Origin of the sequence: Subtercola endophyticus (assembly GCF_021044565.1) — a bacterium.
Classification (GTDB): domain Bacteria; phylum Actinomycetota; class Actinomycetes; order Actinomycetales; family Microbacteriaceae; genus Subtercola; species Subtercola endophyticus.
Map to the genome: position 1 here is coordinate 3,859,427 of NZ_CP087997.1, position 17,173 is coordinate 3,876,599.

Annotated in this window: 17 protein-coding genes and 1 pseudogene; 7 read left to right on the forward strand and 11 right to left on the reverse strand. The window is 67.3% G+C overall.

All coding sequences use genetic code 11. The features are described 5' to 3' along the window. Window positions 1–42: 42 nt before the first annotated feature. Window positions 43–435 (reverse strand): PPOX class F420-dependent oxidoreductase, encoded by a 393-nt coding sequence (locus LQ955_RS17875; protein WP_231025832.1) that lies wholly within the window; start codon window positions 433–435, stop codon window positions 43–45. Window positions 436–592: 157 nt separating this feature from the next. Here LQ955_RS17875 and LQ955_RS17880 point away from each other — a divergent pair, with 157 nt between their 5' ends. Further along, complete coding sequence (locus tag LQ955_RS17880; protein WP_313788362.1) at window positions 593–1,909, forward strand: ATP-binding protein; 1,317 nt, start codon at window positions 593–595, stop codon at window positions 1,907–1,909. 76 nt (window positions 1,910–1,985) lie between these two features. Then, window positions 1,986–2,516 carry a methylated-DNA--[protein]-cysteine S-methyltransferase gene (locus LQ955_RS17885; protein ID WP_231025834.1) on the forward strand — a complete coding sequence of 177 codons (531 nt, stop codon included), beginning with the start codon at window positions 1,986–1,988 and terminating at the stop codon, window positions 2,514–2,516. 112 nt (window positions 2,517–2,628) lie between these two features. Here LQ955_RS17885 and LQ955_RS17890 read toward each other — a convergent pair whose 3' ends face one another. The 6 genes and pseudogenes from LQ955_RS17890 to LQ955_RS17915 all read right to left on the reverse strand — a co-directional run bounded on the left by LQ955_RS17890 (window position 2,629) and on the right by LQ955_RS17915 (window position 7,219). Next, window positions 2,629–4,131 (reverse strand): NAD-dependent succinate-semialdehyde dehydrogenase, encoded by a 1,503-nt coding sequence (locus tag LQ955_RS17890; protein ID WP_231025835.1) that lies wholly within the window; start codon window positions 4,129–4,131, stop codon window positions 2,629–2,631. Then, window positions 4,128–4,358: pseudogene (locus LQ955_RS17895) on the reverse strand (3,4-dihydroxyphenylacetate 2,3-dioxygenase); the annotation flags it as partial. The pseudogene LQ955_RS17895 and the gene LQ955_RS17890, both read right to left, overlap by 4 nt. A 45-nt stretch (window positions 4,359–4,403) precedes the next feature. Further along, window positions 4,404–5,816, reverse strand: a complete 1,413-nt coding sequence (locus LQ955_RS17900) for a pyridoxal phosphate-dependent decarboxylase family protein (RefSeq protein WP_231025836.1) — start codon at window positions 5,814–5,816, stop codon at window positions 4,404–4,406. A gap of 113 nt (window positions 5,817–5,929) precedes the next feature. Continuing rightward, complete coding sequence (locus LQ955_RS17905; RefSeq protein ID WP_231025837.1) at window positions 5,930–6,529, reverse strand: mismatch-specific DNA-glycosylase; 600 nt, start codon at window positions 6,527–6,529, stop codon at window positions 5,930–5,932. Between the two features lie 19 nt (window positions 6,530–6,548). After that, window positions 6,549–6,974 carry a TA system VapC family ribonuclease toxin gene (locus LQ955_RS17910; RefSeq protein WP_231025838.1) on the reverse strand — a complete coding sequence of 142 codons (426 nt, stop codon included), beginning with the start codon at window positions 6,972–6,974 and terminating at the stop codon, window positions 6,549–6,551. Then, window positions 6,971–7,219 carry a hypothetical protein gene (locus tag LQ955_RS17915; protein WP_231025839.1) on the reverse strand — a complete coding sequence of 83 codons (249 nt, stop codon included), beginning with the start codon at window positions 7,217–7,219 and terminating at the stop codon, window positions 6,971–6,973. The genes LQ955_RS17910 and LQ955_RS17915 overlap by 4 nt, the downstream gene beginning before the upstream one ends. Window positions 7,220–7,510: 291 nt before the next feature. Between LQ955_RS17915 and LQ955_RS17920 the strand changes: the two genes are divergently transcribed. After that, on the forward strand, window positions 7,511–9,799 hold the full coding sequence (locus tag LQ955_RS17920) for a transglycosylase domain-containing protein (RefSeq protein WP_231025840.1): 2,289 nt from the start codon (window positions 7,511–7,513) through the stop codon (window positions 9,797–9,799). 122 nt (window positions 9,800–9,921) lie between these two features. Here the strand turns inward: LQ955_RS17920 and LQ955_RS17925 are convergent, their stop codons facing one another. Then, the gene (locus tag LQ955_RS17925) at window positions 9,922–10,728 is read right to left on the reverse strand and encodes a hypothetical protein (protein WP_231025841.1); all 807 of its coding nucleotides are present in this window, start codon (window positions 10,726–10,728) and stop codon (window positions 9,922–9,924) included. A gap of 101 nt (window positions 10,729–10,829) precedes the next feature. On the opposite strand from LQ955_RS17925, the gene LQ955_RS17930 reads away from it, so the two are divergent. Further along, window positions 10,830–11,849: a PHP domain-containing protein gene (locus LQ955_RS17930; protein WP_231025842.1), complete on the forward strand. Its 1,020-nt coding sequence runs from the start codon at window positions 10,830–10,832 to the stop codon at window positions 11,847–11,849. Between the two features lie 154 nt (window positions 11,850–12,003). Here LQ955_RS17930 and LQ955_RS17935 read toward each other — a convergent pair whose 3' ends face one another. Next, window positions 12,004–12,771 carry an SDR family oxidoreductase gene (locus LQ955_RS17935; RefSeq protein WP_231025843.1) on the reverse strand — a complete coding sequence of 256 codons (768 nt, stop codon included), beginning with the start codon at window positions 12,769–12,771 and terminating at the stop codon, window positions 12,004–12,006. 72 nt (window positions 12,772–12,843) lie between these two features. Here LQ955_RS17935 and LQ955_RS17940 point away from each other — a divergent pair, with 72 nt between their 5' ends. After that, entirely contained in the window at window positions 12,844–13,452 is a 609-nt protein-coding gene (locus LQ955_RS17940; protein ID WP_231025844.1) for a TetR/AcrR family transcriptional regulator, read from the forward strand. Between the two features lie 131 nt (window positions 13,453–13,583). Here LQ955_RS17940 and LQ955_RS17945 read toward each other — a convergent pair whose 3' ends face one another. Continuing rightward, window positions 13,584–14,144 (reverse strand): TetR/AcrR family transcriptional regulator, encoded by a 561-nt coding sequence (locus LQ955_RS17945; protein WP_231025845.1) that lies wholly within the window; start codon window positions 14,142–14,144, stop codon window positions 13,584–13,586. A gap of 110 nt (window positions 14,145–14,254) precedes the next feature. On the opposite strand from LQ955_RS17945, the gene LQ955_RS17950 reads away from it, so the two are divergent. Both LQ955_RS17950 and LQ955_RS17955 read left to right on the forward strand, forming a co-directional pair. Next, window positions 14,255–14,776 carry a tautomerase family protein gene (locus LQ955_RS17950; protein WP_231025846.1) on the forward strand — a complete coding sequence of 174 codons (522 nt, stop codon included), beginning with the start codon at window positions 14,255–14,257 and terminating at the stop codon, window positions 14,774–14,776. 227 nt (window positions 14,777–15,003) lie between these two features. Then, on the forward strand, window positions 15,004–16,035 hold the full coding sequence (locus LQ955_RS17955) for an isopenicillin N synthase family dioxygenase (RefSeq protein ID WP_231025847.1): 1,032 nt from the start codon (window positions 15,004–15,006) through the stop codon (window positions 16,033–16,035). Between the two features lie 32 nt (window positions 16,036–16,067). On the opposite strand, the gene LQ955_RS17960 is transcribed toward LQ955_RS17955, so the two are convergent. After that, window positions 16,068–17,156 carry a LysR family transcriptional regulator gene (locus tag LQ955_RS17960; protein ID WP_231025848.1) on the reverse strand — a complete coding sequence of 363 codons (1,089 nt, stop codon included), beginning with the start codon at window positions 17,154–17,156 and terminating at the stop codon, window positions 16,068–16,070. Between the last annotated feature and the right edge of the window lie 17 nt (window positions 17,157–17,173).

Below are 17,173 nucleotides of genomic sequence, written 5' to 3' on the forward strand. Positions count from 1 at the left end.
GGCTGCCGAGCATCCGCTCGCCTGCCGGATGCTCGCCGAACGCTACTGGCTGGTGGTGTGCTCGATGCTCATCACCAGAATGACCCGGTCGGCGCTGTCGGGCGGCGGAGTCTGCTCGGGGTTGCCATAACGCTTGCCGAGCACGACGTAGAACGCTCCGGTGGGGTCGGGCACCGCTTCGATGAGCTTTCCGCGCACCTCGAGATAGCGGAACGGATTCGCCGGGTCGATGACCATCAGCGACATCGTGGGGTTGAGCTGCAGGTTGCGGTACTTGGCACGCTTCGTGGTGTGCGTGAAGCGCAGCACCTCACCGTCGTAGAGGAACCACATGGGGTTCACCTGCACCGTTCCGTCGGGCCGAATGGTGCCGAGCGCCGCGTAGTTCGCGTCTTCGAGCAGGTGGGCGTAGTCGGCGGGTACGGTCGCGGTCATGGCTCGATACTAGCGGTAATCTGCGAAACGGAATGGTTTGACGCTGCGAAATGGAATGGTTTGATGCTGCGAAATGGTAGAGTTTGATGCTGCGAAATGGCAGCGTTTGATGTGAAGAGGGGTTCGAGCCGGTGATATGGAAGGGTGGTGCTCCGTGATGGCTAGACGCTTCACTAGTGAATATGCCGAGTATTCTTCACCTGTGCCATACCTTCCCCGAATTGTCGATGCCGAGCTCTCGGAATCGATCGCTGGTTTGCCAGCTGTAGCGATTGATGGGCCTAAGGCAGTGGGTAAAACCGCCACTGCCTCCCGAATCTCTCGTTCGACTATTCGAGTCGACCGAGACGACGAACGCGCTCTGCTTCAGGCTGACCCTTCACGTCTGTTGCGCCTCGAGCACCCGCTCTTGCTCGATGAGTGGCAGCTGTTCCCCTCGCTCTGGGACACCATTCGCCGCAACGTCGACGACGATCCGACGGCTGGCAGCTACATTCTGACGGGAAGCGCGAGCCCGACCGATAGCCGCATTCATTCCGGAGCAGGGCGCATCGTGCGTTTGAGAATGAGACCGATGGCCTTCTCTGAGCGCCAGCTCGCAACGCCGTCGGTGAGTATGCGCGACCTCCTTGCCGATTCGGCGACACTCGTCTCCGGCGAGAGCCCGGTCACCATCACGGCTTATGCAGATGAGATAACCCGATCGGGCTTTCCTGCCATCAGGGCGCTTGAAGGCGTGCACGTGGGAAAGGCCCTCGACGGATATCTCGCGGCGATCGTCGACCATGATTTCGCGGAGGCTGGGTTTACCGTCAGAAGGCCGGCAGCCTTACGGGCGTGGCTGGCGGCGTATGCCGCAGCCAGTTCGACCACGGCAACCTCAGACGCGATTCTTCACGCTGCCACTGCAGGTGACTCGACCAAGCCTGCGAAAACCACGGCACAAGATTATCGAGAGGTGCTGACGCGATTGTGGCTGCTCGACGAAGTGCCGGGGTGGGTTCCCACGCGCAACCGGCTCAGCCGGCTCGGCCAGGCGCCGAAACACCAGCTCGCCGACCCCGCCCTAGCGGCCAGGCTGATGGGCGTTTCAGCCGACGCTCTCATCAATCGAGCTTATGTCGGCGTACCGCAACTGCGTGATGGCCCCCTGCTCGGCGCGCTCTTCGAATCGCTCGTCACCCTCAGCGTGCGCGTCTGTGCGCAAGCATCGGGCGGGCGGGTAAGCCATCTGCGCACCCACAGCGGTGACCGCGAGATCGATCTGATTGTCGAGAGAGAGGATGGAAAAGTTCTGGCGCTCGAGGTGAAGCTCGCGGCTACGGTCGACGACAACGACGTTCGGCATCTGAAATGGCTTCGAGAGAAGATCGGCGACGACCTCCTCGATGCCGCAGTTATCACCACGGGTAAGGCAGCGTACCGTCGGCCTGACGGCATCGCGGTGATTCCACTGGCGTTGCTCGGCCCGTGATGCGCGACTGAGGTGGCCACAGCGATGTCCGATGGGTGCCAGTGGATGCTCGGGGGCGGCGGGTAGCGTGGGTGACATGAGCATTCGCCACAGCATTCTCAGAACGCCGCAGATCGGCGAGGTCATCCTGGTCGCCGAACGCCGCGATGGCGATGGCGCTGATGCACTGGTCGGGGTGTACTTTCCGGGGCACTGGACCAAGCCCGATTTCGGGGCGTTCGGCCCGGCGGTCGCCGAGGGCGACGACATACTGCTCGCCGAGGCGGCGACACAGCTGCGCCAGTACCTTGCGGGGGAGCGCCGCGAGTTCGACGTGCCGATGGCCCTCGCCGGAACACCGTTTCAAGAGCAGGTGTGGGCGATGCTGCAAGAAGTTCCCTATGGCGAGACGACCACGTACGGCGAGCTCGCCGAACGGCTCGGCGGCCGTTCACTGGCGCGGATGGTCGGGCAGGCCGTGGGGCACAATCCCCTGTCGATCATGGTCGGCTGCCACCGCGTCGTCGGCGCGAACGGATCCCTGACCGGATACGCGGGTGGCCTCGAGCGCAAGGAGTTCCTGCTCACCCTCGAGGGCTCCGCCCTCGCCCCGAGCCGCCTCTTCTAGCCCGCCCGCGCCGATCCACTTTGCGAAAAGGCCCCCAAGAGTGCAGATTTGGGGGCTTTTTCGTCAACTGGATTTCGAACCGAGGGGCGCGCGCGGGAGGGGCGCGCGCGGGTCAGCGGGGGATGAGGGTGTACTTGGTGGAGAGGTACTCGTGGATGCCCTCGAGACCACCCTCGCGACCGAGGCCCGACTGCTTGACGCCACCGAAGGGCGCGGCGGCGTTGGAGATGATGCCCACGTTCAGGCCCATCATTCCGGTGTCGACGCGGTCGATCATCCGCTGCCCGCGGGCGAGGTCTTGGGTGAAGACGTAGGCGGCGAGACCGTATTCGGTGCCGTTCGCGAGCTCGACGGCCTCGTCTTCGGAGTCGAATTCGACGATGGTGACGACGGGCCCGAAGATCTCTTCGCGCAGAATCTCGCTGTCGCGGGTGACGCCGGTGAGCACGGTCGGCTCGTAGAAACTGCCGCTCGTGTCGTCGACGCGCGAGCCGCCGATCACGAGGCGGGCGCCGCGAGAGATGGCGTCGAGCACGAGCGAGTCGGCCTTGTCGACCGCCTTGTCGTTGATGAGCGGGCCGATGTTCACGCCCTCGCCGGTTCCGCGCCCGACGATCATCGCGCCGACACGTTCACTGAGCCGCGAAGCGAAGGCGCCGGCCACCGAGGAGTGCACGATGAACCGGTTGGCGGCCGTGCAGGCCTGCCCCGTGTTGCGGAACTTCGCGGCCACCGCCCCGTCGACCGCCTTGTCGAGGTCGGCGTCGCCGAACACCACGAACGGGGCGTTGCCGCCGAGCTCCATCGAGGTGCGAAGTACGTTGTCGGCCGCCTGCTTCATGAGCGCCACACCCACCGGCGTCGAGCCCGTGAAGCTGAGCTTACGCAGGCGCGAGTCGGCGATGATCGGGTCTGACACGGCCGCCGAGTTCGACGTGGTGAGCACGTTCACGACTCCCGCGGGCAATCCGACCTCTTCGAGCAGCGCCACGAACGCCAGGGTGGTGAGCGGAGTCAGCGCCGCGGGCTTGATGACCACGGTGCATCCGGCAGCCAGCGCGGGCGCGATCTTGCGCGTGGCCATGGCGAGCGGAAAGTTCCACGGCGTAATGAGAAAGCACGGCCCGACGGGGCGCTGCGAGACCACCATCGTTCCGGTGCCCTCGGGGTTCTGCCCGTAACGCCCGGCCACCCGCACGGCCTCTTCGCTGAACCAGCGCAAAAACTCGCCGCCGTACGTGACCTCACCGCGCGCCTCGGCGAGCGGCTTGCCCATTTCGAGCGTCATCAGCAGCGCGAAGTCGTCTGCCCGCTCGGTGAGCAGGTCGAACGCCCGCCGCAGTATCTCGCCGCGCACGCGCGGGGCAGTGGATGCCCAGCTCTGCTGCGCCGCAACCGCAGCGTCGAGCGCGGCGATGCCGTCTGCCGCAGTCGCACTCGCGATCGTCTTGATGCGCGCGCCGGTCGACGGGTCGAACACGTCGAGAGTCGAGCCGTCCGCGCTGTCGACCCACTTGCCGCCGATGAACAGCCCGCTCGGCACCGATTCGAGCAGAGCGTGCTCGCGGGCATCCGTACCGCCCACCGTGGACGAAAGAGAAGAGGTAGTGCTCACAGTTGGGCTCCGATCGTGAAGCCGGCGGTCTGGTCGTCGGCGCGGGTGTACAAGAATCCGTCGGCGCCGATGGTGACATCGGCCTCGCGGGCGTCGGTGCGTTCGACCGGCTCGACGGGGTTTCCGTCGAGATCGAGCACCGTTGACGCGTTCGTGTACCAGCTTGGCACGACCGGGCTGCCCCGCCAATCGCGGCGCTGGTTGTGATGCACATGCCAGAGAGGTACTCGGACTCGTCGAAGAGAGCCTTTACCGCGTTCCGAGCGCGGCACTCACGTCAGCTCCATCGCCCGGCGAACCGCCGCGACCGAGAAGGCCACGTCGGCGGCGTCGGTCGACCAGTTGCTGACCGAGATGCGCAGTACGTCGCGGCCGCTCCACTTCGACCCGGACATCCACACCGCCCCCTCGGCGATGAGCCGTGCGGTGACCTCGCGGGTGCGCTCGTCGCTGCCGAAGCTGAGGCACACCTGCGTGAAGACGACGTCGTTCAATACGGAGACGCCGGGCAGCGCGGCGAGTTCGGTGGCGAGCGACTGCGCGTTCGCGACCAGGCCGTCGATCAGTGCAACAAGACCGCTGCGGCCGAGCTGTTTGAGCGCGGCCCAGACGGGAACCCCGCGCGCCCGTCGCGACATCTCGGGCGTGAGATCCATCGGGTCGGGCGCGTCACCCGTCGCCCGGATCAGGTACGCGGTCTGCGTGCCGAGAGCGGCGCGCGCGACGCCGGGGCGCGACACGATCGCCACGCCACAGTCATAGGGCACGTTGAGGGTCTTGTGGGCATCCGTCGCCCAGGAATCGGCGAGCTCGACGCCCGCGAGCTGAGCCCGAAGCGACGGGCTCGCGGCGGCCCACAACCCGAAGGCGCCATCGACGTGAACCCAGGCGCCGCGTTCGTGCGCCAGCGTAATGGCCTCGGCCATCGGGTCGAAGGCGCCCGAGTGCAGGTTTCCCGCCTGCAGGCACAGGATGATCGGGGCGGGCGTCTCTCCGAGGGTCGCCGCTTCGTGCGCGACGGCGTCGAGGGCCGCGCGCAGCTCGTCGACCACGATGCGCCCCTGGTCATCGGCGGGAACGACGCTCGGCGCGCCGAACCCGAGGTATCGCAGGGCGAGGTCGACCGAGGTGTGTCGTTCGGCGCTGGCGAGCACCGTGATGCGCGGGCTGCCGCTCATGCCCTTCGTGTTCACGTCCCAGCCGACGCGGTCGAGCAGATACGCCCGGGCGGGGGCGAGACCGGTGAAGTTGGCCGTGGTCGCGCCGGTGGTGAAGCCGAGCTCGGCCGTCGCAGGAAGGCCGAGCGCCTCGAGCAGCCACTCGCCCGCGACCTGCTCGATCGCCGCCGTTGCGGGGGAGGCATAGCGCATCGCAGCGTTCTGATCCCAGGCGCTGACCAGCCAGTCGGCGCCGAGCGAGGCGGGCAGTGTGCCGCCGATGACCCAGCCGAAGAAGCGGCCGGAGGGCATCGCCATGAGCCCGGGCTCGGCGAGCCGCGCCAGCTCGTCGACCACCGTCGCGGGGTCGGTCGGGGAATCCTGCAGCGGGCCCGCGAACACGGCGTGCATTTCGTTGACGTTGGCGCTCGGTGCGACCTTACGGTCGGGTATGGAGTCGATCCACTCGAGCGCGCCCGCCGACGCCCGCGTCAGTGCGGCGTGAAAGTCGTCGGGGTTCGCGGTCATGGCAGTCTCCTCCGTCGCAGACGGCAGGCACCACCGCCCTGACACCGATTGTGCACCGCTCGCGGCAGTCTGTGAAGGGTCACATCCGCCCCGATGCCCAGGCGGCGGGCTGGTCAGACCGTGGGCGGGTCGTAGACGGCGATGCCGGCGGCGATCGCCACCTCGCGGTACGTGGCGGCGAGCACGGCGAGCGGCGCGTGCGCATTGAGCCCACTCGGGTTGGGCACCACCCAGAGCGGCGCCCCGCCGAGCGTCTCAGGCTGGGGCCCCACAACGGCCTTCGGGCGCCCGAAGGCGGCGCGGTAGGCGGTGATGCCGAGCATGGCCACGATGGTGGGCCCGATCATCCGCACCCGTTCGTCGAGCAGCACAGCACCTTCACGAAGCTCGGCCGGCGACAGCTCGTCGGCGCGAGCGGATGCCCGGGCCACCAGACTCGTGATGCCGATGCCGCGCTGCTTCAGCTCGGCGAGGTCTTCGGGCTTGAATCCGTTCGAGGCCGAGATCTGCTGCCTCGTGATGCCGGCGCGGTACAGCGCCGGATAGAACCGGTTGCTGCCCCCGCCGAAGTGCGCCTGCACCGCCACCGCACGCAGCCCCGGGTTGATGCCCACGAACAACAGCCGCACCTCGGGCCCCACCAGATCGGGCAGCGTCTGCCCCGTGAAGCCCTTGAGTTCGGCCCGCGTGACGGTCGTGCGGGTCGGGCTCACGCTCACTGGTCGACGCCGATCATCCTGGCATCACGAGCTCAACCCCCGTGAATCGCCGAAAATCGCGATCGAATGACCCCACCGGGCAGGCCAATGATCGGGCAACGGCCGCGATGTACGCATCGCTGACGAGGTTAGCGCTTGCGCCCGCCTCTCGACTGACGTCTTCGAAGAGCCGCAGCCCGCCTGCGATGCCGGGAACGGATCGATAGGCGGGGCTTTCAGTCAGCGCGGCGACGAAGCCGAAAGCCTCGTCGAGGGTCGAGGGCACCTCGAAGATGTGCGAGTTTGTGACGATTCGAACGAATCCGACCCAAACGAAGTCGGGAATGACTACAGCCGATTCGGCGGCGAAGATGTTGATGAGCCATGGCCGAGCGAGAATGTGATGCGCGTGGTCTTCACGGAACGCGGCAATGAGCACGTTCACGTCGAGCACGATCATGCGATGTCTGCACTGGCGTCGAGGGCGTCGAACAGGTCGCGGTTCGAACTGGGGTCGATGTCGTTTCGCATTCCGGTTCCCCGTGCGAATGTGGGCGGGTCGAACCGTGCGGCACTGGTTCGGGGCGCCGCGATCTCGTTGCGTAGGGCGGACTCGACGTATTGCCCAAGCGTGACGCCGCGTTCGCGAGCGCCTTTCTTGGCGCTGTCGAGCAGGGCGTCGTCGATGGAGACTGTCGTTCTCATGCAACGAGGATACACCCTCCGCGCATCACAAGCATCACTCTGAGCGCACCACGCGCATCATTCGCACGTGCATTCACGCGCCTCCGCATCACGGAGGGAAATCGTCGGCACTCGATGTACGCAGGGGTGCGTCTGGATCCAGAGGCTCTGGGGTGTTTGACATCACATTCTGAGTACATTCATAGCTGCCCTACCCCAGGGCTCAGGTCGCCGACGTAGCGTCGGGTACTGGTCGCGGGAGTGGGGCACACTTCTGCGCGCCGCCTGTTCGTGCTCTATAGATCGGTGTGTATGCCAGCCCACAAACGTAAGACGACCGGTGTTCTCGGGGCCATTCTCGGCCTGGTCGGGGTGAGCGTGGTCGCCGGCGTGCTCGTCACGGCCGTCGTCACCCCTGCCGTGGCAGTGACGGGCGTGGCGGTCGACAGTTCGCTGAGCGTGTTCCAGAACCTGCCGAGCTACATCAAGCCCGACACGCTGAGCCAGACGTCGAGCATCTACGCGCAGAACTCCGACGGCTCGCAGACCCTGCTCGCCTCGTTCTACGACCAAGACCGTCAAGAGGTCGGCTGGAACGACATCTCGCAATACTTCAAAGACGCGATCGTGTCGACCGAAGACCCGCGTTTCTACGTGCACGGCGGCATGGATGTTCAGAGCACCGTTCGGGCGTTCGTCGCGAATACCGTGTCTGGCGGCATCACCTCGGGCGCATCCACTATCTCCCAGCAGTACGTCAAGAACATCTTGGTGCAACGCGCCGAAGCCATCAGCGACCCGACGCAAGAGGCCGCGGCCTACGCCGACGCCACGGCGACCACCACCGACCGCAAGCTCAAAGAGATGAAACTCGCCATCGGGCTCGAGAAGGAATACAGCAAAGACGACATTCTGCTCGGCTACATGAACATCGCCCTCTTCGGCGGGCGCGTCTACGGCATTCAGGCGGCTTCGCAGTATTACTTCGGCGTGAACGCGAAAGATCTGACGCTGCCCCAGGCGGCGAGCCTGGCGGCAATGGTGAACGAGCCCGAAGGCTTGCGCATCGACATCGCCGATAACATTCCGGCCAACAAGGCGCGCCGTGACGAAGACGTGCTGGCCTCGATGCTCAAAGAGCACGCCATCACGCAGGCCACCTACGCCGCGGCCGTCGCCACCCCTGTCACCCCGAACATCACCGCGCCCTCGACCGGCTGCCAGACGGCGACCAATGGCGCGGGCTTCTTCTGCGACTACGTCAAAGACATCATTCTGAACGACAAGACTTTCGGTGACACAGCGGATGACCGTACCAACGCCCTCAACAAGGGTGGCTACAAGATCATCACGACCCTCGACACGAAATTGCAGGCCGCCGCGAATCAGTCGGTGAGCGACTACGTGCCGCAATCCATGTCGTCAGTCGACATCGGCGGCGCGTTCGTCACCGTGCAACCGGGCACCGGCAAGGTGCTGGCCATGGCGCAGAACAAGAATTACAGTCAGGATCCGTCGGCCGATCCGGCCACGAACACAGCGATCAACTACAGTACCGATGCCGCGTACGGCGGCTCGACCGGGTTCCAGAATGGCTCGACCGAGAAGCTGTTCGTGCTGATGGACTGGCTGAAGACCGGGCATTCGCTCGGCGACATCGTGAACGGGTCGAACAACCAGAAGTTCACCGCCAACAACATCACGAATAGTTGTGGTGACACGGTCAGCGGTACCTATACCGCCGGTAACGATGCGGGGGAGTCGGGCGGCAACGCCTCTGTGCTCACTCAGTTCGAGGACTCCGTGAACAACGCGTTCCTCAACATGGCGTCGAAACTCGACCTGTGCGACATCAACTCCATCGCCTCGGCGTTCGGCATGCACCGGGCCGACGGTGCGAACATGGACACCGGCCTCTATGCCACCGTGCTCGGCGGCAACGAGGTCGCCCCGCTGACCATGGCGGCCGCCTACGCCGGTGTGGCCAACAACGGCATGTTCTGCTCGCCCGTCGCCATATCGAGCATCACCGATTCGACCGGGGCAGCGGTTGCTGTGCCACAGAGCACCTGCACGCAGGCCATCGACCCGAAGATCGCCCAGGCCGCGCTGTACGCGATGCAGGCGGTCATCCAGAACGGAACGGCGACCCCCGGCAACCCGGGCGACGGCACCCCGCACTTCGGCAAGACCGGAACCACCGACGCCGAGAAAGACGTCTGGCTGGTCGGCGGCACGTCGAAGCTGGTCTCTGCTTCGTGGGTCGGCAACGTGACCGGCAACGTCTCGATTCGAAACACGGCGGTGACCGGCGGCAACGGCGACACGGTGTACAGCGGCCTCTCGCGGCTGTACGTGTGGAAAGAGTTCTACGAGAACGCCGCCGACTCGTACGGCGGCGACAGCTTCCCGGCCCCGAGCTACAGCTACACGCGCAACACGGCGCCCGCGCCCGCGCCGACCCCGACGGCCACTCCGACACCGACGCCCACCCCGGCCCCCACGGCGACGAGTGGTGCTGATGCAGGGTCGGGCGGCAGCGGCAGCGGCGGCTCCGGCTCGGGTGACGCAGGCAAACCGACTCCCTCGGCGACGCCCTAATCCGACGGGCTGGCCGCCCCAGCGGCGGTTCCCTCACTCGCGCGTCGATTTTCGCCGCAATGCCGGCGTGTTAGCGGCAGAAATCGACGCGCGAAGGAGGCCGCGGTCGCGGCCGGCTCGAGTCAGGCGAGGCTGACCGGGGCCTGCTCCGGCGCATCCGGGGCAGCGGATGCCTCGGCGGCAGCCTTCTGGGCCGCCTGCGCCCGCCGCATGGCGTGATGGTGCGTGCCGCGAATGGTCACGATGCCCACGATCGCCACCCACACCAGAAACGGAAACGTCGCCAGCGCCGTCACGCCGGGCCCGCCCGCCGAGAACAGGTCGGTCGAGCTCGTGCCGTTGAACATGGCCGGCACCGTGACGAGGTTCAGCGCCGCTACGACGAAAGCGAGCCAGCCTGTCCAGCGCGGCAGCGTCGCCGACGCGAACGTGACGTAGCCGGCCGCGGCAACGACAAGCGCCGTCATCACGCAGCCGATCGAGCCGAACATGAGAATGTGTCCCTCGGTGAGCGCCCGGATGACCGTTCCATCGGCCTGCTGCTTCACGGTGTCGAGCGCTCCTCCGCCGTCCATCGCGTCGCCGACGAGCGTCACGGCCACGAAGATCAGTCCGGCGCCGTAGCCCAGGTCGGCCACCCATCTCATGTCGGTGCGTGCCCGAACGATCAGGTGCCGAAAGCTGGCGAGAAACACCACGAGCGCCGCCATCAAGAACGTGTCGATGAAGATCACGAGCAACGTCGGATAGGCGGCCCCGGTCATGAACTGGCCGAGCGCTGCCTCGTCGTCGAGCGGTGGAGCCGCCCCGACTCCCAACGACGCGGTCAAGAATTCGGCCGTCATCAGACAGGCGACGGCGATGGCCGAAATGCCCGTCCAGCGGCGAACGTCGGGTTTCATCGATTCGGGTTGCAGAAGTGAAGCCATGGGGGGTCTCCTTCGGGTGCGCAGGTGTGTCAAGTAGAGCAGCCAGAGGGTGCGTCTGACAATCGCGCGCGGCGAGGGCATCGGCGGGGCATCATGGAGTCATGAACCCCGTCGATGCCCTCAACGAGATCGCGTTCCGCCTCGAGTACGACCGCGCACCGGGGTTCAAGGTGCAGGCGTTTCGCCGGGCATCCGGCACGATCGCGGTGTGGTCTGCCGACGAACTCGCCGCACGGGCATCCGATGGCCGGCTGAAAGCGACGAAGGGCATCGGGGCGAGTACGTTCCAGGTCATCAGCGAGGCCCTCGAGGGGCAGGTGCCGGCGCGGCTCGTGGCGCTGCGCGAGGCAGCCACGTCACCGCTCACGAGCGCCGGCGAGGGCCTGAAGACGCAGATTCGCGGCGACCTGCACACGCACAGCGAGTGGTCTGACGGCACCACCTCCATCGAGCTGATGGTGGATGCCGCACAGATGCTCGGCCGCGAGTACTTCGCGCTCACCGATCACTCGCCGAACCTCACCGTGGCGCACGGGCTGACCGCCGAGCGCCTCACCCAGCAGCTCGAGATCGTGGCCGAGCTCGATCGGCAGTCTCCGGGCGTGCGAGTGCTCACCGGCATCGAGGCCGACATTCTCGACGACGGAACCGTCGATCAGACCCCCGAGCTGCTCGAGCGGCTCGATGTGGTGGTGGCGAGCATCCACGGCAAGTTGCGGGCCGATAAGGGCACGATGACGAAGCGGATGCTCGGGGCCATCACCGACCCGCACACGAACATTCTCGGGCACGCCACCGGCCGGCTCATCGAAGGATCGCGCGGAACGCGACCGCCCTCGGAATTCGACGCGAAACGCGTCTTTGCGGCCTGCGCCGAGAACTCGGTGGCCGTCGAGATCAACGCCCGGCCCGAGCGCACCGACCCGCCCGACGACCTGATCGCGGTGGCGCTCGCGGCCGGCTGCCTGTTCAGCATCGACTCCGACGCTCACGCCCCCGGCCAGCTCGGCCTGCTCGACTATGGCATCGAGCGTGCCGCGGTGCTCGGCGTGCCCCCCGATCGCATCGTCACCACCTGGCCTCTCGCCCGCCTGCTCGACTGGTCGCGCGCCCGCCGCTAGCCCGCCCGCTCGTCGGTGGCCCGCCCCACCGACTTTCATCTCGCGCGTCGATTTTTGGCGCTTCACTGGCCTGATAGCGACCAAAATAGACGCGCGAAACGGTGGGCTATCAGCGCGGACCGCCGGAGGACGTAGCGCCGGAGTGCGGGGCCGATCAGGCGATGCCGCCGTTGACGTAGAGCACCTGGCCGTTGACCCAGCGGGCGGGGCCGGCGAGGAAGGCGACGCTCTCGGCGATGTCGTCGGGCGTGCCGAGCCGCTCGAGCGGAGCGAGGGAGGCGATGTGATCGATGACCTGCTGCGGCTTTCCGTCGAGAAAGAGCGGGGTCGCGGTCGGGCCCGGCGCGACCACGTTCACCGTCACGTCGCGCCCCCGCAGCTCACGCGCCAGAATCAGCGTCATGCCCTCGACCGCGCCCTTCGTCGCAGCGTAGGCGGTGTACGTCGGTTGCTGCAGCCGCTCGACCGACGTCGAGAAGTTGATGAGAGCGCCGCCCGGTCGCAGGTGGCGTGCGGCGAGCTGCGAGACCACGAAGGTTCCGCGCACGTTGGTGCGCATCATGGCGTCGAAATCGGCCAGGTCGAGGTCGACGAGCGGGGCGAGCATCATGATGCCGGCCGTGTTCACCACCACGTCGATGCCGCCGTAGAGCTCGGTCGTCTTCTCGAAAAGTGCCGCCATCTGCGTCTCGTCGGCCACGTCGCCGCCGAGCGCGACCGCCGTGCCGCCCGACCGGATGATCGTGTCGACCGTCTCGTCGGCGCGTGACGTGTTGCCGGCGTAGTGCACCACCACGGCCATCCCGTCGCGCGCGAGCCGTTCGGCGGTCGCGCGGCCGATGCCGCCCGAGGCGCCGGTGACGATGGCGACGCGGGGCACCGAGCTTGTGGTGCTGCTTTCAGTTTCTGTTTCGTTGCTCATGGTTAGCCTCCCAATATGTGGACGATAAGTACACATCTACAAATATAGACGCGGAGTCCATATACTTCAAGGGTGAGCGAAGAATCCGTCGACGGCGCCCGTCGGGCCCGGCCCGGCCGCGGGCGCCGGCCCGCCGCCGAGGTGCGCGAAGCCGTGCTCACCGCCGCGGCGGCGCAACTCTTCGAAGGCGGACTCGCCGCGGTGACGTTCGAGAAGGTCGCCGCTCGTGCCGGCGCGAGCAAGATGACGCTCTACAAATGGTGGCCGACACCGGGATCCCTCGCCTTCGACGCGTACTTTCACGCCGTGGAGGCTACGCTCGCGTTTCCCGACACGGGCGGCATCGAGCGCGACCTGCGCACGCAGCTGCACGCGTTCGTGGGTCTGTTGACGGGGTCGGCCGGCCCCGTGATCGCCGAGCTGGTGGGCGCGGCCCAGTCGGATGCCGTACTCGCCGAAGCGTTCGCCCAGACCTACACGCGGCCGCGCCGTCTGCTCGCGGTTCAGACGCTGCAGACGGCCCAGCGCCGCGCACAGATCCGCCCCGACGTCGACCCCGAGGTTGTCGTCGACCAGCTCTGGGGCGCCTGTTACCACCGCCTGCTGCTGCCCGACCAGCCCCTCAGCCTCGACTTCGCCGACGCCCTGCTCGCCAACCTCTTGCGCGGCATTCGCGCCTGAGCATCTGCCCGTCGCCGCACCCCCGCCCCGCTGCGCGAAAAAGAGGAGATTTCGTGGGGGTGAGGCCGTATCACCGTCAGCCCCGCGAAATCTCCGCTGTTTTCGCGACCGGCGCAGTGGCTCGACGCGGGTCAGGCCTCGAGGGCGGCCGCCTGCGCTAGAAGCTGCTCGGCGACGAGCTCGAAGGGCTCGAGGGTCTGCTCCGCGCGGCTGAGCACCACTGCACCCTCGGTCGAGGCGATCAGCAGCGCTGCGAAGCGGGAGGCGGCGAGCTGCTCCAGTCCACCGGAGACCAGCAGCTCGGTTAGTCGAAGGCGCCAGGCGCGAAAGACGTTCGCCGTATGCGACAACAGGTCGGGGGAGTCGGTCGCCACGGTGACGGCGAGCACCGAGCATCCGGCCGTGTACTGAGAACGAACAAGCACGTGACGCCACATGTTCACGAAGTGCGCGGTGATGTCGACGGGTGACGTGCCCGGTGCGCTCGAGAGCAGCGCGACCGCGTGGGCGCCGGCGAGCTCCACGGCCTCGGCTACGAGCTGGTCTTTGCCGTCGGGAAAGTGGTGGTAGATCGATCCGCGGGGGGCTCCGGTGAGCTCGAGTACGCCCGAGAACGACGTCTCTTGCAACCCGCGCTGGGCGAGCAGGCGCGCCGCACCTTCGACCATGCGACGCCGGGTGTCTGCGGCCACCGGATGTTCCCTTCTCACGCGCTCGTGATGCGACTGTCGCGCACCTATGATTCTCATCATATTCGAGCTTGACTATGACGTGCGTCATAGGGCATGATCGACAGGTCACTATGACGGCCGTCAGAATCGCGGCCGACCGGATGATGCCCACCAGACTTTTCTCGAAGGAGCCCACCCTCATGCCCATGATCGACGTCTACGCCACCGCCGGGACGTTCGCCGACAAGCACCAGCTCGCCGTCGACCTCGCGTCAACCGTGATGGCCATCGAGCAGGTGCCGAACATCCCGATGTTCCGGCAGAACACCGCCGGCTTCGTGCACGAGTTGCCGGCCGGCGATCTGTCGAACGTCGACGGTGACACGAACTACGTGCGCGTGCAGGTGCTGACCAACGCGGGCGCGCTCGATCGCGAGAAGCAGCTCGCCGTCGTGCAGCAACTCACCGACCTCGTGGCTGCCGCCGCCGGTGACCCGACGCTCGTGAACCGCACCTGGGTGCTGCTGACCGAGGCCGTCGCGGGCGGCTGGGGCCTGTCGGGCCACGCGAACACGAACGACGAGCTCGTGACGGCCGCCCGCGCCCAGATCGGCGCGCTGCAGGCCGCCGCTGCCGCCTCGAAGGCCGAGTAGCGCCGCCGAGGTACCGCGCTCCGCCGCGCCCGCGCCCCCGCGTCCCGCGCCCCGCCTCCTGCGTCGGATTTGCGCAGATGCACCTTCTGCCGCGTTTATAGGTGCTTCTGCGCAAACTGCGCGGCCCGAGCTGCCGGGGCGGCGCCGGTGAGCGGCGCCGGTGAGCATCGGACACGCTCGCAGCGTAACAAAGGGCCCCACCCGACGGGGGAGTGAAACACTTAAGGGTGCTTTCTTCACTGCCTGTCTTGGACTTCTCCCGCCTGAACGCCTCACCCGAAGAGGCCGCGGCCTTTCGCGACGACCTGCGCCGCGTGACGCACGACGTCGGGTTCTTCTACCTCGTGGGGCACGGTGTTCCGCAGCGGTTGATCGACCAGGTCGTCGACCTGTCGCGGCGCTTCTTCGAGCTGCCCGAGGCCGACAAGCTCGCCATTGAGAACGTGAACAGCCCGCAGTTCCGCGGGTACACGCGGGTCGGCGGTGAGCTGACGGCGGGCGGAGTCGACTGGCGCGAGCAGATCGACATCGGCCCCGAGCGTCCCGCCGCCCGAGCGGGGGTGGATTCGGCCGATCCCGATGCCGAGTACTGGCGCCTCGAGGGCCCGAACCTGTGGCCCGCCGCGCTGCCTGAACTCAAGCCGGTCGTCGAGCAGTGGAACGCCGAACTCAGCGCGGTGTCGCTGCGGTTGCTGCGCGAGTGGGCACTGGCGTTGGGAGCGCCTGGAGATTCGTTCGACGAGGCCTTTGCCGATCATCCGTTTCCCCTCACCAAGATCGTGCGCTACCCCGGCGAATCGGTCGACACGCCCAAGCAGGGCGTCGGCGTGCATCGCGATGGCGGCGTGCTCACGCTGTTGCTCGTCGAGCCCGGCAAGGGCGGCCTGCAGGTCGAGCACGAGGGCGAGTGGATCGAAGCGCCGCCCATGCCAGGCGCGTTCGTCGTGAACATCGGCGAGATGCTCGAGCTCGCCACCGGCGGGTACCTCAAGGCCACGCTGCACCGCGTGCAGTCGCCGAAGGTCGGCTCCGACCGCATCTCGATTCCGTTCTTTTTCAACCCCGGCCTCGACGCGCGGATGCCCGTGCTCGACGTGAGCGACGAAGTGCGTGCCGGCGCCCGAGGTGTGTCGGTCGACCCGACAGACAGCCCCATTCTCGAGACCTACGGCGACAACGTGCTGCGCTACCGGTTGCGGGCGCACCCGAACGTAGCCGAGATCTTTCACGCCGATCTGCTGCACCCCGCCGCGGGCTGACGTCGCGGCGCCCGGCCGGCTGGGTGGCCGAGCTACCGAGCGTACGCGGCCGCTTCTGAACGGAGGGCCGCGCAGAGCCTGGCGAGGCCTGCGTCGGCGGCCGAGGATGCCCGCGTAGCGAGATAGTCGTACCGCGACACCGGCTCGGCGAGATCGAGCAGTCGCACGCCGCCCGGAACATCGACGGCACCCAACTGAGGAATCAGCGCAACGCCGGCCCCGGCGGCGACGAAGGCCAGTTGCACGCTGAAGTCGGTCGCCTCGGCGACGACGCGCGGCTCGAATCCGGCCAGGCCGCACGCGCGCTGCACCATTTCGTGGCAGGTGAACTCGCGGCCGGGCACGATCCAGTCTGCGTTCGCATACTCTCGCAGGTCGACGCCCGAGTCGGCGCCGCCGCGCGTGCTCTGAGTATCGAGCTCGAGCTCGCGCCCGGCCAGGTACACGGGCTCCGTCAGCAGCGGTGTCGTGACGAGCCCCGCCCGGTCGATGCGCGGCACATTCGAGTACGAATGAGCTACGGCTAGATCCACATCGCCGCCGGCGAGGGCAGGGAGGGAATCGGTCGGTTCGAGCTCGATCAGGCTGAGCCGGATGCCCGGGGCCAGCGTCCCACCGCCCGGTGAGCCAATCTTCGGTTGCGCAGTGTGCGGGGTGGCTCTCGGGGCGCCTCCCGAGGTGCCGCCCGGCGCGCCGGCCGACTGCCTCTCGCTCGACTGGCTACCGGCTGTGCCGGGCGCGCCGGCCGACCAACCCGCGCCCGAGGTGCCGCCCGCCGCCAGCAACCGGCCCCACGCCGACGCGACCAGCGACCGCGCGATGGTCGGGAACGCCGCCACGCGGTACCGTCCCGTCGCACCCTCGCGCAGGGCCGAGACCTCCATCTCTGCCACGCTCATCAGGTCGCCGATCTGTCGCGCGTGTTCGGCGAGCACCGATCCGGCGGCGGTCAGCGCGACTCGCCGACCCTGCCGCTCCGTCAGTACGACGCCGAGCTCACGCTCGAGGGCGGCGAGCTGCATCGAAACACCCGGAGCGGTGAGGTGAAGTGATCGAGCGACCGCGGCGATGGTGCCGAGTCGGTCGAGTTCGGCGAGCATCAGCAGCTTTCGGGCATCCATCACCTAGCAATACTTAC

Excerpts from the sequence above, each read along its gene's own strand:
- LQ955_RS17875 (WP_231025832.1), bottom strand. The coding sequence starts at position 435 with ATGACCGCGACCGTACCCGCCGACTACGCCCACCTGCTCGAAGACGCG.
- LQ955_RS17880 (WP_313788362.1), top strand. The coding sequence starts at position 593 with ATGGCTAGACGCTTCACTAGTGAATATGCCGAGTATTCTTCACCTGTG.
- LQ955_RS17885 (WP_231025834.1), top strand. The coding sequence starts at position 1,986 with ATGAGCATTCGCCACAGCATTCTCAGAACGCCGCAGATCGGCGAGGTC.
- LQ955_RS17900 (WP_231025836.1), bottom strand. The coding sequence starts at position 5,816 with ATGACCGCGAACCCCGACGACTTTCACGCCGCACTGACGCGGGCGTCG.
- LQ955_RS17910 (WP_231025838.1), bottom strand. The coding sequence starts at position 6,974 with ATGATCGTGCTCGACGTGAACGTGCTCATTGCCGCGTTCCGTGAAGAC.
- LQ955_RS17915 (WP_231025839.1), bottom strand. The coding sequence starts at position 7,219 with ATGAGAACGACAGTCTCCATCGACGACGCCCTGCTCGACAGCGCCAAG.
- LQ955_RS17920 (WP_231025840.1), top strand. The coding sequence starts at position 7,511 with ATGCCAGCCCACAAACGTAAGACGACCGGTGTTCTCGGGGCCATTCTC.
- LQ955_RS17925 (WP_231025841.1), bottom strand. The coding sequence starts at position 10,728 with ATGGCTTCACTTCTGCAACCCGAATCGATGAAACCCGACGTTCGCCGC.
- LQ955_RS17930 (WP_231025842.1), top strand. The coding sequence starts at position 10,830 with ATGAACCCCGTCGATGCCCTCAACGAGATCGCGTTCCGCCTCGAGTAC.
- LQ955_RS17935 (WP_231025843.1), bottom strand. The coding sequence starts at position 12,771 with ATGAGCAACGAAACAGAAACTGAAAGCAGCACCACAAGCTCGGTGCCC.
- LQ955_RS17950 (WP_231025846.1), top strand. The coding sequence starts at position 14,255 with ATGACGGCCGTCAGAATCGCGGCCGACCGGATGATGCCCACCAGACTT.
- LQ955_RS17960 (WP_231025848.1), bottom strand. The coding sequence starts at position 17,156 with ATGGATGCCCGAAAGCTGCTGATGCTCGCCGAACTCGACCGACTCGGC.